The sequence below is a fragment of the Streptomyces sp. NPDC058691 genome, assembly GCF_042714775.1.
Taxonomy (GTDB): domain Bacteria; phylum Actinomycetota; class Actinomycetes; order Streptomycetales; family Streptomycetaceae; genus Actinacidiphila.
The window spans coordinates 92,812-105,189 of the sequence record NZ_JBHXSO010000032.1 but is presented as its reverse complement, the minus strand read 5'-3'; the positions used below and the strand labels follow the sequence as shown (position 1 = coordinate 105,189).

12 protein-coding genes are annotated in these 12,378 nt (G+C 72.2%); 3 read left to right on the top strand and 9 right to left on the bottom strand.

The features are described 5' to 3' along the window. A partial coding sequence (locus tag ACFWVC_RS23065) for a hypothetical protein (RefSeq protein ID WP_384289063.1) occupies nt 1-712 on the top strand: 712 nt, incomplete at its 5' end. Between the two features lie 70 nt (nt 713-782). Here ACFWVC_RS23065 and ACFWVC_RS23060 read toward each other — a convergent pair. Beyond that, entirely contained in the window at nt 783-1,895 is a 1,113-nt protein-coding gene (locus ACFWVC_RS23060) for a substrate-binding domain-containing protein (RefSeq protein WP_384289060.1), read from the bottom strand. A 271-nt stretch (nt 1,896-2,166) separates the two neighbouring features. Beyond that, on the bottom strand, nt 2,167-2,589 hold the full coding sequence (gene panD / locus ACFWVC_RS23055; RefSeq protein ID WP_384289056.1) for an aspartate 1-decarboxylase: 423 nt from the start codon (nt 2,587-2,589) through the stop codon (nt 2,167-2,169). A gap of 287 nt (nt 2,590-2,876) precedes the next feature. Here panD and ACFWVC_RS23050 point away from each other — a divergent pair, with 287 nt between their 5' ends. Further along, nucleotides 2,877-3,824: an alpha/beta fold hydrolase gene (locus ACFWVC_RS23050; RefSeq protein ID WP_384289051.1), complete on the top strand. Its 948-nt coding sequence runs from the start codon at nt 2,877-2,879 to the stop codon at nt 3,822-3,824. Nucleotides 3,825-4,016: 192 nt separating this feature from the next. Next, nucleotides 4,017-5,849 (top strand): AMP-dependent synthetase/ligase, encoded by a 1,833-nt coding sequence (locus ACFWVC_RS23045; RefSeq protein WP_384289046.1) that lies wholly within the window; start codon nt 4,017-4,019, stop codon nt 5,847-5,849. On the opposite strand, the gene ACFWVC_RS23040 is transcribed toward ACFWVC_RS23045, so the two are convergent. The 7 genes from ACFWVC_RS23040 to menC all read right to left on the bottom strand — a co-directional run bounded on the left by ACFWVC_RS23040 (nt 5,801) and on the right by menC (nt 12,374). Next, nucleotides 5,801-6,358 carry an NUDIX domain-containing protein gene (locus ACFWVC_RS23040; protein WP_384289042.1) on the bottom strand — a complete coding sequence of 186 codons (558 nt, stop codon included), beginning with the start codon at nt 6,356-6,358 and terminating at the stop codon, nt 5,801-5,803. The two genes, ACFWVC_RS23045 and ACFWVC_RS23040, sit on opposite strands and share 49 nt — an antisense overlap. A 17-nt stretch (nt 6,359-6,375) precedes the next feature. Next, entirely contained in the window at nt 6,376-7,575 is a 1,200-nt protein-coding gene (locus ACFWVC_RS23035) for a globin domain-containing protein (protein WP_384289038.1), read from the bottom strand. 82 nt (nt 7,576-7,657) lie between these two features. Next, complete coding sequence (locus ACFWVC_RS23030) at nt 7,658-8,107, bottom strand: RrF2 family transcriptional regulator (RefSeq protein WP_384289036.1); 450 nt, start codon at nt 8,105-8,107, stop codon at nt 7,658-7,660. Between the two features lie 155 nt (nt 8,108-8,262). Then, nucleotides 8,263-9,192, bottom strand: a complete 930-nt coding sequence (locus ACFWVC_RS23025) for an LD-carboxypeptidase (protein ID WP_384289033.1) — start codon at nt 9,190-9,192, stop codon at nt 8,263-8,265. Next, complete coding sequence (locus ACFWVC_RS23020; protein ID WP_384289031.1) at nt 9,189-10,394, bottom strand: M20/M25/M40 family metallo-hydrolase; 1,206 nt, start codon at nt 10,392-10,394, stop codon at nt 9,189-9,191. Before ACFWVC_RS23020 ends, ACFWVC_RS23025 begins: the two co-directional genes overlap by 4 nt. Beyond that, nucleotides 10,387-11,226: a M55 family metallopeptidase gene (locus tag ACFWVC_RS23015; RefSeq protein WP_384289029.1), complete on the bottom strand. Its 840-nt coding sequence runs from the start codon at nt 11,224-11,226 to the stop codon at nt 10,387-10,389. Before ACFWVC_RS23015 ends, ACFWVC_RS23020 begins: the two co-directional genes overlap by 8 nt. After that, nucleotides 11,223-12,374 (bottom strand): o-succinylbenzoate synthase, encoded by a 1,152-nt coding sequence (gene menC / locus ACFWVC_RS23010; protein ID WP_384289025.1) that lies wholly within the window; start codon nt 12,372-12,374, stop codon nt 11,223-11,225. The genes ACFWVC_RS23015 and menC overlap by 4 nt, the downstream gene beginning before the upstream one ends. Nucleotides 12,375-12,378 lie beyond the last annotated feature (4 nt).

Genomic DNA, 12,378 nt, shown 5'->3' with positions numbered 1-12,378 from the left:
CGGTGGCGGAGGCTTCGGCGGCGGCAACGGTGGCGGAGGCTTCGGCGGCGGCAACGGTGGCGGCTTCGGTGGCGGCGGCGAGGGCGGCTTCGGCGGCGGCGGCTTCGGCGGCGGCGGCTTCGGCGGCGGCGGCTTCGGTGAAGGCGGCCGTGGCGGCTTCGGCGGCGGGAACATCGGCGCCGGCAACTTCGGCGGCGGCAACCTCGGCGCCGGCAACTTCGGCCGCGGGAACATCGGCAGCGGCAACTTCGGCCGCGGGAACATCGGCAGCGGCAACTTCGGCGGCTTCGGTGAAGGCGGCCGTGGCGGCTTCGGCGGCAAGGGTGGTGGGCACGGCAGGAACAACGGCTTCGGGTACAGCGTGATCCGTATTGACGACTATGGCTTTGGCAACGGCTTCGGCCGTGGCTTCGGCTTCGGCGGCTACGGCCTGGGCCGTGGCTTCGGCTTCGGCGGGTTCGGCCTCGGTCGTGGCTTCGGGCTCGGCGGCTTCGGCCTGGGCCGTGGCTTCGGGCTCGGCGGCTTCGGCTTCGGCGAGGGCGGCCGCGGCTTCGGCGGTGGCTTCGGCGAGGGCGGCCACGGCGGCCGTGGCTTCGGCGGCAACCACGGCGGCAAGGGCCACAAGTTCGGCGGCCACGGTGGCGGCTACGGCGGTGGCTTCGGCTACGGCCGCGGCTTCTCCAACTTCGGTCTGCTCAACGTGATCTTCTGACACTTTCCCCACGACAGAAACAACGAGGGCCGGTCGGAACGTTGTGTTCCGACCGGCCCCTCGTCGTGGGTCACTTCAAGGCGGAGGCCTTGATGTAGCCGCTGTCGATGAGCGCCTTCTTGTAGTTGGACTTGTCGACGCTGACCGGGGTGATCAGATACGCGGGCACGACCTTGTTGCCGTTGTCATAGGTGGTGGTGTCGTTGATCTCCGGCTTCTCGCCCTTGAGGACCGCCTCGGCCATGTCCACGGCGCGCTCCGCGAGCTTGCGGGTGTCCTTGTAGACGGTCATCGACTGCTCGCCGTTGATGATCTCCTTCACGGAGTCGACCTCGGCGTCCTGGCCGGTGATGACCGGCATCGGCTTGTCGGCCGTCCCGTACCCGGCCTCCTTCAGAGCCTTGATGACCCCGCGCGCGATGCCGTCGTTGGGGGCGAGGACAGCATCGACCCTGGACGACGCGTAGTACTTCTTCAGCCTGGTGGTCATCGTATCGCCGGCGATCTCGGCGTCCCACCTGAGCGTGGAAACCTGGCTGTTCCGGTTGAGGCCGCTCGGGATCACCAGCTGCTTCCTCTTGAAGTAATTGTGCTTCGAGTCGCTGAAGGTGTCCATCGCGCCGCTGAAGAAGGCCGTCGCGTTGTTGTCGTCGCTGTCGCCGGCGAAGACCTCCAGATTGAAATGGCGGTCCGGGTTCTGCTCGAGGCCGAGCTTGTTGATGATGTACTGCGCCTGCAGCTGGCCGACCTTCTTGTTGTTGAAGCTCGCGTAGTAGTCGACGTTGCTGGTGCCGAGCAGGAGCCGGTCATACGAGATGACCTTGACGCCCGCCCGGTGCGCCTGCTGGAGCACCTCACCCAGCCCGAAGGCGTCGACCGCGCCGATGACCAGGACCTTGTCGCCGTCGTCGATCATCTTCTGAACCTGGGCGATCTGCTTGTCAACGTCGTCTTCGGCGAACTGGAGGTCCGGGGCGAACCCCTTGTCCTTGAACAGCTTGACCATGTTGTTGCCGTCGTCGATCCACCGCGTCTGCTTCGTGGTGGGAAGCGCGATGCCCACCTTGACGGGGCCCCCGTCGCTCCCCGAGTTGCCGCCGCAGCCGGTGGCGGCGGTCGACGCGGTGAGAGTGAGGACCACGAATATCGCGGTGCGCAGTCTGGCAGCTCCGCCAGCGTGCATGGACTCAGTTCCTTTCGGGCCGAACATAACGGTGCCCCGCCATCCACTCACGCGGACAGTGGTGTCCGGGCCCGGGCACGAGGGTTCCGTGTCCGCCCAGCTGATCCACCGGGGCACGGAGAACTGCTGGTACGTCAGGCCCGAGGCAGTGTTGTGCGGGTACGGCCGCCGGCCGCGCCCCCCCACTGGTGTACCGCCCGTGGTCACGGGCTGTACCAGGACGGATACCTCGAAGTTGAGCGGACAATAGCACAGCCTTCACAGGACCCCCTCAGGCCCCATACGCCACCTGCGGGCTCGCCATGGTGCCGCTTCCCGGCACGGGTTCCGCGAGTTCGTCGCCGAGGGCCACGATGCCGTTGGCGGCGTCGACATGGACCACCTTCGGGCGCAGGTCACGGGCTTCGGCATCGTCAACCTGCGCGTAGCTGATGAGGATCACGAGGTCGCCGGGGTGCACCAGATGGGCCGCCGCGCCATTGATGCCGATGACCCCGGAACCGCGCCGCCCCTCGATGACGTAGGTCTCCAGCCGGGCACCGTTGGTGACGTCGACGATGTGGACCAGCTCACCGGGGAGAAGGTCGGCGGCCTCCATCAACTCGGCGTCAATGGTGACGGATCCGACATAGTCGAGGTCGGCCTCGGTCACCGTGGCACGGTGGATCTTGGACTTGAACATGGTGCGCAGCATCGTGACACTCCCGGACTCGGCTCCCTGCCCGCGTTATTGCAGGTCAAGGGCGACTTCACAGGATACGCCGGGCCACCTGCCGAGCGGCGGCCACCCCCCGCGCCCGCGCTCCCCCCGGTCACCGCGGGCCGGCTTGCCGGAACGGCAAGAAGACTGGCCTGCCGCAGGGGACCCCGCGCAGGATCGGCAGTGGGCGCGGAACGGCCGGTGGACGCCGTTCCACGTCATGACGTATCGGCGGTTGTGGAGGATTTGTGACGCAACAGGGCAGTCAGGCAAGGCATCGGATGGTTTCGTCGCCGGCGGGCCGCATCCACGTGGTGGAGCAGGGCGAAGGGCCGCTGGTGCTGCTCGTGCACGGTTTCCCGGAGGGCTGGTACTCCTGGCGCCACCAGTTGCCGGCGCTCGCGGCGGCCGGGTACCGCGCGGTCGCCGTCGACGTCCGCGGCTACGGTCGGTCCTCACGGCCGGACGCCGTGGAGGCCTACCGGATGCTCGACCTGGTGGCCGACAACGTCGCGGTGGTACGCGCTTCGGGCGAGGAGACGGCCGTCGTGGTCGGCCACGACTGGGGGTCGGCCATCGCCGCCAACTCCGCCCTGACCGAACCGGATGTCTTCCGCGCGGTGGGGATGCTCGGGGTCCCCTACGCGCCGCGCGGCGGACCGCGGCCCGGTGAGGTCTTCGCGCGGATGGGCGGGGAGGAGGAGTTCTACGTCTCCTACTTCCAGCGGGCGGACCGCGCGGAGGCCGAGATCGAACCCGACGTACGGGGCTGGCTGGCGGGCTTCTACGCGGCTCTGTCCGCGGGCAACATGCCGCCGCCGGGCGCCGCGAGCCCGTACTTCGTCGGCAAGGGCGGCACCCTGCGCGACCGCTTCCCCGCCGGCCCGCCTCCCGCGTGGCTCGGCGAGGACGGCCTCGACGTCTGCGCCGGGGAGTTCGAGCGGACCGGCATGACCGGGGCGCTGAACCGCTACCGGAACATGGACCGCGACTGGGCGGACCTCGCCCCCTACGACGGCGCCCCCCTCGTCCAGCCGTCGCTGTTCGTCGCCGGCGCCCTGGACGCCTCCGTCGCGTGGATGGCCGACGCCATCGATGCCTTCCCCGGCACCCTGCCGGGCCTGGTCGCCTCCCGCTTCCTCGACGACTGCGGTCACTGGGTCCAGCAGGAACGGCCGGACGAGGTGAACCGGATCCTGACCGACTGGCTGGCCGGGCTGCCCGCCTGAGACGGCGTCGGTGCGCCGGGGCGTCCGGGGCACCGCCCCCGCGCCGCCGGAAGCCCGGCGCACCGGAGGTTCCCGTTCGCACCGGGACCGCCGCTTCCGCCCCACCTCTAGGCAGGTGGCCCATTGGCCGGATATCTTCCGTCCACGCCGGATCCCGGTGCGGCGTGGCACTGGCCCGGGGAAGGGGGCACCTTGCGCGAATTCGGCCTTCCGCCCCTGGCGGAGCCGCTGCAGTCGGGGGGACTCGCGGAATCGGTGTACGAGGCGGCCTGGAAGCGGCCCGGCACGCCCGCCCTCGCCCGCCGCGACGAACCGGGCGGCGAGGTCTGGCACGAGGTGTCCGCGGCCGGCTTCCGCGACGAGGTGGTCGAACTCGCGAAGGGGCTGGTCGCCGAGGGGATCGGCTTCGGCGACCCGGTCGCGGTGATGGCCAGGACCCGGTACGAGTGGACGTTGTTCGCCTATGCCCTCTGGTCGGTGGGCGCACGCGTCGTGCCGGTCTACCCGACGTCCTCGGCCGAGCAGGTCCGCTGGATCCTCGCCGACTCCGGGGCCGTGGCGATCGTGGTGGAGCACGAGGACCACGCCATGACGGTGGGCGCCGTCTGCGACACCCTGCCCGCGCTGCGCCGGATCTGGCAGCTCGACGCGGGCTGTGTGCGGTGGCTGGGGGAGCACGGCGAAGGGGTTCCCGCGGTGCTGGTGGAGCAGCGGCGCTGGGAGGTGGAGCCGCAGTCGGTCGCGGTCGTGGCCTACACCTCGGGCACCACCGGGCCGCCCAAGGGCTGCCTGATCACGCACGCCAACCTGGCCGCGGAGTGCGACACCCTGCTGGCCGGCTACGGCTCGCTGTTCGCGCCGCCCGGGCAACGGCCGTCGGTCCTGGCCTTCCTGCCCATGTCGCACATCTACGGCCTGATGATCGCGGTCTGCGCGCTGCGCGGCGGCGTGCTGCTGGGACACCAGCCGGACCTGTCCCCCGGCGCGCTGCTGCCGGCCCTGGCGACCTTCCGGCCGACGATCGTCCTGGCCGTCCCGTACATCTTCGAGAAGGTCCTCCAAGGTGCCCGCCGGGCCGCCGAGCAGGCCGGCAAGGCCCAGGTGTTCGACCGGGCCGCCGACGTCGCCGTGCGCTGGGCCGAGGCCGTGGAGCGCCATGCCGTGGAGGGCGGTCCCGGTCCCGGTCCGCTGCTGCGGGCGGCGCATTCGGCCTTCGAGCGCATGGTCTACGGCCGTATCCGCGGCGCGCTGGGCGGCCGGGTGCACTACACCGTCTCCGGCGGCTCGCCGCTCAGCCGCGACCTGGCACTGCTGTTCGCCGGCGCGGGGCTGACCATCTACGACGGCTACGGGCTGACCGAGACGACGGCGGCCGTCACCGCCCAGCCGCGGGGCAGGGTGCGTTTCGGCACGGTGGGCCGGGCTCTGCCGGGCTGCGCCGTGCGTATCGCGCCGGACGGGGAGGTCCTGGTGCGCGGGAGCACGATCTTCGCCGGGTACCACGCCAACCCAGCGGCCAACCAGGCCGTCTGGCGGCACGGCGGCTGGATGGCCACCGGCGACGTGGGACGGCTCGACCCGGACGGCTATCTCACGATCACCGGGCGCAAGAAGGACATCATCATCACCAGCAGCGGCAAGAGCGTCGCCCCGCTGGTGCTGGAGGAGCGGCTGCGGGCGCACCCGTTCGTCTCGCAGTGCGTCGTCATTGGCGACAACCGCCCCTTCATCGCCGCGCTGATCACGCTCGACCCGGAGACCGTGCAGTTCGGGTCGGCCATGTCCGAGCGCGACCTGCGGGCCCAACTCCAGCGCGCGGTGTCGGTCGCCAACGCCGTCGTCTCGCGTGCCGAGTCCATCCGCGCGTTCCGCGTGCTGCCCCAGGAGTTCTCCGTGGCCAACGGGCTGCTGACGCCGTCCTTGAAGCTGCGCCGGGACGCGATCCTGCGCGAGTACGCGGAGCAGATCGAGTCGATCTACGCCTCGTCCCCGCGCGGCAACGGCGGCCTGCCCGGGGACCCATAGGGGGCTACCCCGTCGCCGTCGAGCAGCCGGCCGAGGCGGTCGAGGAAGGTGAGCTGGGCCGGGAGGATCTTGTCGCCGGCCGCGTCGAGGGGGAACCACGCGGCGCGGTCGACCTCTGGGAACTCACGGACGTTCCCCGAGCCCCTGGGCCACTCCATGGTGAAGGTGCCGGGTACGACGAGTGCGGTGTCGAGGTCGCCCTCCAGGGCCCAGATGGTGACGATCTTGCCGTTGGACTGGGTGTTCTCGCCCAGTGGCAGCAGCGCGCCGTCCGGGACCGGCAGGCCCAGCTCCTCCAGGAACTCGCGCCGGGCGGCGGCCTCGGCGGTCTCGTCCGGCTCGTACTCGCCCTTGGGGATGGTCCATCCGCCGGCGTCCTTCGACGCCCAGAAGGGGCCGCCCATGTGGCCCAGCAGCACTTCGGGCGCCGGGCCCGGGGTGCCGCGGTAGAGCAGGATTCCCGCGCTGCGCTTGACCGCCTTGCCACCGGCCTTCTCCGCTGCTGTCATCCGACCAGTGTGGCCGGTCAGTCGCGGCCCAGCCACAGATCGGGGCCGAAGACCTCGTAGTGCACGGCCGAGGCGGGCACCCCGCGCTCCAGCAGCTGGGTGCGGACGGCGCGCAGGAACGGCAGCGGGCCGCAGAGGTACGCCTGGAGACCGTCGGGCAGCGGGACGTCGCTGAGGTCCACCCGTCCGCTCCGGTCGCCGTACGCGGCCCCCTGAGGGTCCTGGTACCAGAAGTGGGCGCTGCCACGGGGCAGTTTCCCGGTCAGGGCGCGGTGGTCGGCGGCCAGTGCGTGGTCGGCCGGCGAGCGGTCGCCGTGGACGACCGCGACGGGGGCCTCGTAGCCGGAGCCGGCCAGCCGGTGGAGCATCGCGAGCATGGGGGTGCAGCCGATGCCGGCGGACGCCAGCAGCAGCGGCGCGCCCTCTTCGCGCAGGACGACATCGCCGTAGGGGGCGGACAGTTCGACCCGCGCGCCCTCGGCCACGTGGTCGTGGAGGTGCCCGGAGACCTCGCCCGCCGGATCGCCGGCGTCGCCGCGCACCCGCTTGACGCTGAACTGGCGGGTGGGCTCGCCCGGGGCGCCGGAGAGGCTGTACTGGCGGATCTGGCGGGCGCCGTCGGGGAGTTCGACCCGCACGGACACGTACTGGCCGGGGCCGAAGTCGGGCAGGGGGCGGCCGTCGGCGGGGCGCAGCCGGAAGGTGACGACGTCCTCGGTCTCACGGACGCGTTCGACGACCTCCCACGGGCGCCAGGTGTCGCCGAGGAGTACGCCCCGCTCGGCGTACAGGCGCTGCTCGATGGCGATGAGGGCGTTCGCCATGAGCCAGTACACCTCGTCCCAGGCCGCGCCGACCTCCTCGGTGACGGCGTCGCCCAGGACTTCGGCGATGGCGGCGAACAGATGTGTGTGGACGACCTCGTACTGGCCGGGGCTGATGCCCAGGGAGGCGTGCTTGTGCGCGATGCGGGCCAGCATGGCGTCCGGGCGCTGTCCGGGGTGCTCGACGAGGGCGGTCGCGAAGTGGGCGATGGCCGCCGCGAGCGCCTGCCGCTGGGTGCCGTCCGCCTGGTTGCCGCGGTTGAACAGGTCGCGCAGCAGTTCGGGGTGGGCGGCGAAGAGCCGGTGGTAGAAGCGCTCGGAGATCTCGGAGATCGCCGCGCCGACGGCGGGCAGGGTGGCGCGGACGGTCGCGGCGGACTTCTCGCTGAGCATGGACGGCTCCTTAATAGGCATGTGAGATTCGCATTAAAGGACGTACGGAACCCGCCCCCGGCAGGGGGTGGAACGGATCACCTCAGCCGGCGGGGCGCGACGGCCCCCGTCCGACCAGGCCCACCAGGACGGGTCCGGTCGGCGCGGCCGTCAGGTCCTCGACCGTGAGCGGGTCCAGGGAGGCATAGAAGGCCTCCTGGGCGCGACGCAGCGCCCCGCGCAGCCGGCAGGCGCCGGCGAGCGGGCACGGCACCTCCCCCTCGCAGTCCACCACGTCCCCGGACCCCTCCAGCTCCCGGACCAGGGCGCCGACCGAGGCCGTGCGCCCGGCGGCGGTGAGGGCGAGGCCCCCGCCGCGGCCCCGCCGGGTCTCGACGACCCCGAGGTGCTGCAGCCGGGCCACGACCTTGGCCAGGTGCGAGTACGGCACCCGTACCGCGTCGGCGACGTCCCGCGCGGTGGACGGCTGGTCGTTGACGGCGAGGGCCATCACCGCGCGGAGCGCGAGGTCGGTGGACTTCGTGAGGCGCATACCTTGGAGGCTAGATAATGCGCAACGGAGATTCAAGTTAAGGCGGGGCCAGTGCGGCCCACGTCACATGTGCTCCACCGCCACGTCCGGCGGCCGGTCCGCCGGGTACCCGGCGAAGGACCTTCCTTGTGCGTGCGAGCAGCCGGGCTCCGGGCTCAGGACACCGACAGCACGGGCTCCCGGAACCGCAGCACTCCCGCTGTGGCGTCGAGTTGCGCCCGTACGCCGACGGGGAAGGTCTGCATCGGCACGCCGTGGCCGATGTCGGCCCCCGCGAGCACCGGGACGCCGAGGTCGCCGAGCCGGTCGCGGAGCAGCCGCTCGACCCGCTCCGGCTCGCCGCAGCCCGTCCAGGTGCCGCAGAGGATGCCGGCCACACCCTCCAGATACCCGGAACGGCGCAGTTGGGTGAGGATGCGGTCGAGCCGGTACGGCTCCTCGTCCACGTCCTCGAGGAAGAGGATGCCGCCCCGGGCGGGCAGCGAGGTGTCACTGCCCAGCGAACTGGCCAGCATGCTTGCGGTGCCGCCCAGGGTGGTGCCCTCCGCGACGCCCGGCACCAGCGTCCTCGCGCCGGGGAAGACGAGTTCGCGGACCGACTCGGGGGCGGTCAGCAGGCGGGCGAGGGTGTCGAAGGCGTACTGGCCCTGGTGGAAGTCCCGGCCCGCGACCATGGGCCCGAACAGCGAGGCCCAGCCCAGCTTGACGGCGACCGCCTCCAGCAGGGACGTCACGTCGGAGTAGCCCACCAGGACCCGGGGGGACGGGGTCCCGATCTTGTCCCAGTCGACCCGTTCCAGGGTGCGCTGGGCGCCGTAGCCGCCGCAGGCGCACAGCACGGCGGCGTAGGCCGGATCGCCGAGCGCGGTGGTGAGGTCGGCCGCCCGCAGGTCGTCGTCCCCGGCCAGGTACTCGCCGGAGGCCCGTGCCGAGGCCAGGACGTCGGGCCGCAGGCCCAGATCGAGCAGGGCCCGCACTCCGCGGTCCAGCCGCTCCTGGTTCGGCGGGCCGCTGGCGGCGATGACCGCGACGCGGTCACCGGCGCGCAGGGCCCGGGGGCGGACGTATCCGGCTTCGCTGCTCACGAGTTCTCCTTGTCTGCCGCCGCGGCGGCGTGCCCGCCGAGGTAGGCGGCCAGCAGTGCCGCCCGGTGCAGCAGGGAGCGCACCGAGGCGTGTTCGGTCACACTGTGCGCACCGCCGCCCTCGGGGCCGAGCCCGTCCGCCGTGGGGATTCCGGCCGCTCCGGTGTGGTTGGTGTCCCCGGCGCCGCCGGAGGTGCCGGTGCCCGGCTCCAGCCCGAGGGCCCCGGCCAGCCGGATCAGTTCGGCGGCGAGCGGGTTGGCCGGGTCGTCGGCCCAGGCGGGCCGGTGGGACAGCCGCGTGGTGCTGATCCGCGCGCCGGCGCGGATCGGGACGAGCGACTCCACCGCGGCCAGGGCGGCGGTCTCCGCCTCCTGGTCGGCGAAGCGCAGACCCAGTTCCGCCCGGGCGTGGCCGGACACCACGTTGGCCCGGGTGCCGCCCTGGACAGTGCCCACATTGAGTTCGGCGGCGGGCGGGGCGGGGACCGCCGCGCGCAGGGCGGTCAGCTGGTCGACCAGCTCGTCGATGGCCGAGACGCCGAGGGCGGCGTCGAGGCCCGCGTGGACGCTGACGCCCTCCACGTCGATCCTGATCCGGGCCACGCCGCGCCGTCCGGTCTTCAACGCGCCACCGGGCAGCGGCGCTTCGAGGCCGAGGACGGCGACGGCCCCCTCGGCGTGCTCGGCCACCAGACGGCGGCCGTCGGGGCTGCCGATCTCCTCGTCGTTGACGACGACCAGCCGGACCGGCCGGAAGGGCCTGGAGCCGGTGTCGGCCAGCAGGCGCATCGCCAGTTCGACCTCGACCAGGGACCCCTTCATGTCGAACACCCCCGGGCCGGTGACGGTGTCGCCGTCGGGCTCCAGCCGGAACGGCCGCTCGGCCGTGGTTCCCGCGGGGAACACGGTGTCGGAGTGGCCGATCATCAGGATGTGGCCGTCGCCGGAGCCGGCATGCTCCGCGCCGCTCCGCTCCGGGCCGCCGGGCCAGTGGCACACCAGGTGGTCGCCGTCCGCGCCGGGAACACGCTCGGCCCGGGCGCCGACGGCGGTGTAGGCGGCCTCCAGTTCCCTGTTGACGACGTCGATGCGCCCGGCGTCGCCGGACGGGCTCTCGGCGTTCACCAGGGTCTCCAGGCGGCGCATCGCCTGCTCCCTCAGCAGGACGGCCCGGGCGAGCAGTTCGTCCATCGGCTCAGCCATAACAGCTCTCCATCGCGGATGTGGCCACCCGGGTCACCGCCCGGAAACAGCGGATCGCCTCGTACATGGTGGGCAGGGTGAAGCGCACGGTCAGCGGGTCGGTCTGCTCGACCCCGGGGATCCAGCTCGCGGCCGGTGCGAGGTGGGCGGCGTCGAAGGCCACCTCGTAGGTGTGGCCGCCCGTCGGCGGTGCCTTGGGGCCCACGGGCTCAGGCAGCGCCCGCAGTCCCTCGCGGGCTGCCTCGGTGATCCGGGCAGCGCTGTGGACGGGCGGCAGGCAGATCGCCGAGTAGCGGTCGACACAGGTCTTCACCACGGCGCGGGCGGCGTGCGGGGCCCAGTCCTCGGAGTCCAGGCAGCACAGGTCGTCGCCGGTCACGAGGGCGACGGGCACCCCGTATTCGTCGGCGAGCAGGGCGTTCATCCGTCCCTCCGACGCGGGTCGGCCGTCGATGCGCACCTCGGTGATGGTGTTCGGCAGATAGGTGTGGGCCAGCACACCGGGCTGTCCGGCGCCCGTGTGGTAGCCGACGAGGGCCACCGCGTCGGGAGAGCGGTCGATGCCCTCCATCATGCCGAGCGGCTTGTGGCTGCCGATCAGCAGCGTGGCCCGTTCGTCCAGTTGGTCGAGCAGCAGGTTGCGCTGGTCGGAGTGGGCCTCGTTGACGAGGATCTCGGTGGCCCCGGCCGCGGCGAAGCCCGCGACCGCGGCGTTGACGTCGGCGGTGAGGAACCGCCGGTGGTACTCCCAGCGGGCGTGGCCCGGCCGGACGTCGTCGGGGAAGGTGACGCCGGTGACGCCTTCCATGTCAGCGGAGATGAGGACCTTCACACGCGGCTCCCCTCGGTCGTACTGGTACGGTCCACCGATCCGGTCCAGGTGCGCAGGGTGTGCTCGGCCACGACGTGCTCCTCGACGGTGACCCCGATCCCGGGTTCCGCGCGGGGCACCTCGACCGTGCCGTCGACGGCCCGGATCGGTGGCGACACGACGTCCCTCCGGTAGTACTTGTCGGAACCGGACACGTCGGACGGCAGCGTGAATCCCGGCAGCGCGGCCAGCGCCAGGTTCGCGGCGCGGCCGATCCCGAACTCGTGCATGCCGCCGCACCAGACCGGGACCCCGGCCTCGGCGCACACGTCGTGCACGGACTTGGCCGGGTACAGCCCGCCCAGCCGGGAGACCTTGATGTTCACGATGTCCGCGGCCCCGAGCCGCAGCGCGGTCCTGAGCACCGGAACCGAGGTGATGCTCTCGTCCAGACAGACCGGGGTGTCGAGGCGGGCGGCCAGTTCCGCGTGGGAGAGCAGGTCGTCCTCCGCGTACGGCTGCTCGATCATCAGCAGGCCGAAGCCGTCCAGCGCGGTCAGCAGCTCCGACTGGCCGGGGGTGTAGCCGGTGTTGGCGTCCACCTGCAGGGCGACGCCGGGGAAGGCGGCGCGCACGGCCCTGACCGGCTCGATGTCCCAGCCCGGCCGGATCTTGAGCTTGACCCGCCGGTATCCGTCGCCGACGTGGCGGGACACCTGCTCCAGCAGCTCGTCGACGGTCGGTTCGATGCCCAGGCTCACTCCGGCGGCGACCCGGTCGGCCGTCCCGCCGAGCAGATCGGCCAGCGGCGTGCCGCGGGACTTGCCGTACAGGTCCCAGCAGGCCATCTCCAGGCCGGCGCGGGCGAAGTTGTTCCCGGAGACGACGGCGGTGTGGCGTGCCGCGTCCTGCGGTGTCTCCCAGGGCTTGCCCAGCAGCAGGGGGACGAGGTATTCGCTCAGGAGGTGCCAGCAGCTCCAGGTGGACTCGCCGCAGTAGTACGGGTCGCTGGGCGAGGCGCACTCGCCCCAGCCCACGGTGCCGTCCGACGCGGTGGCCCGGATCAGGATGTGGTCGAGGTGCGACTTGCGGTGCGAGCTCGTCTCGAACTCGTGGACGAGGTCGAGTCGTGTCAGCGAGAGCTCGACCTCGGTGATGGTGATGAGCATGTGG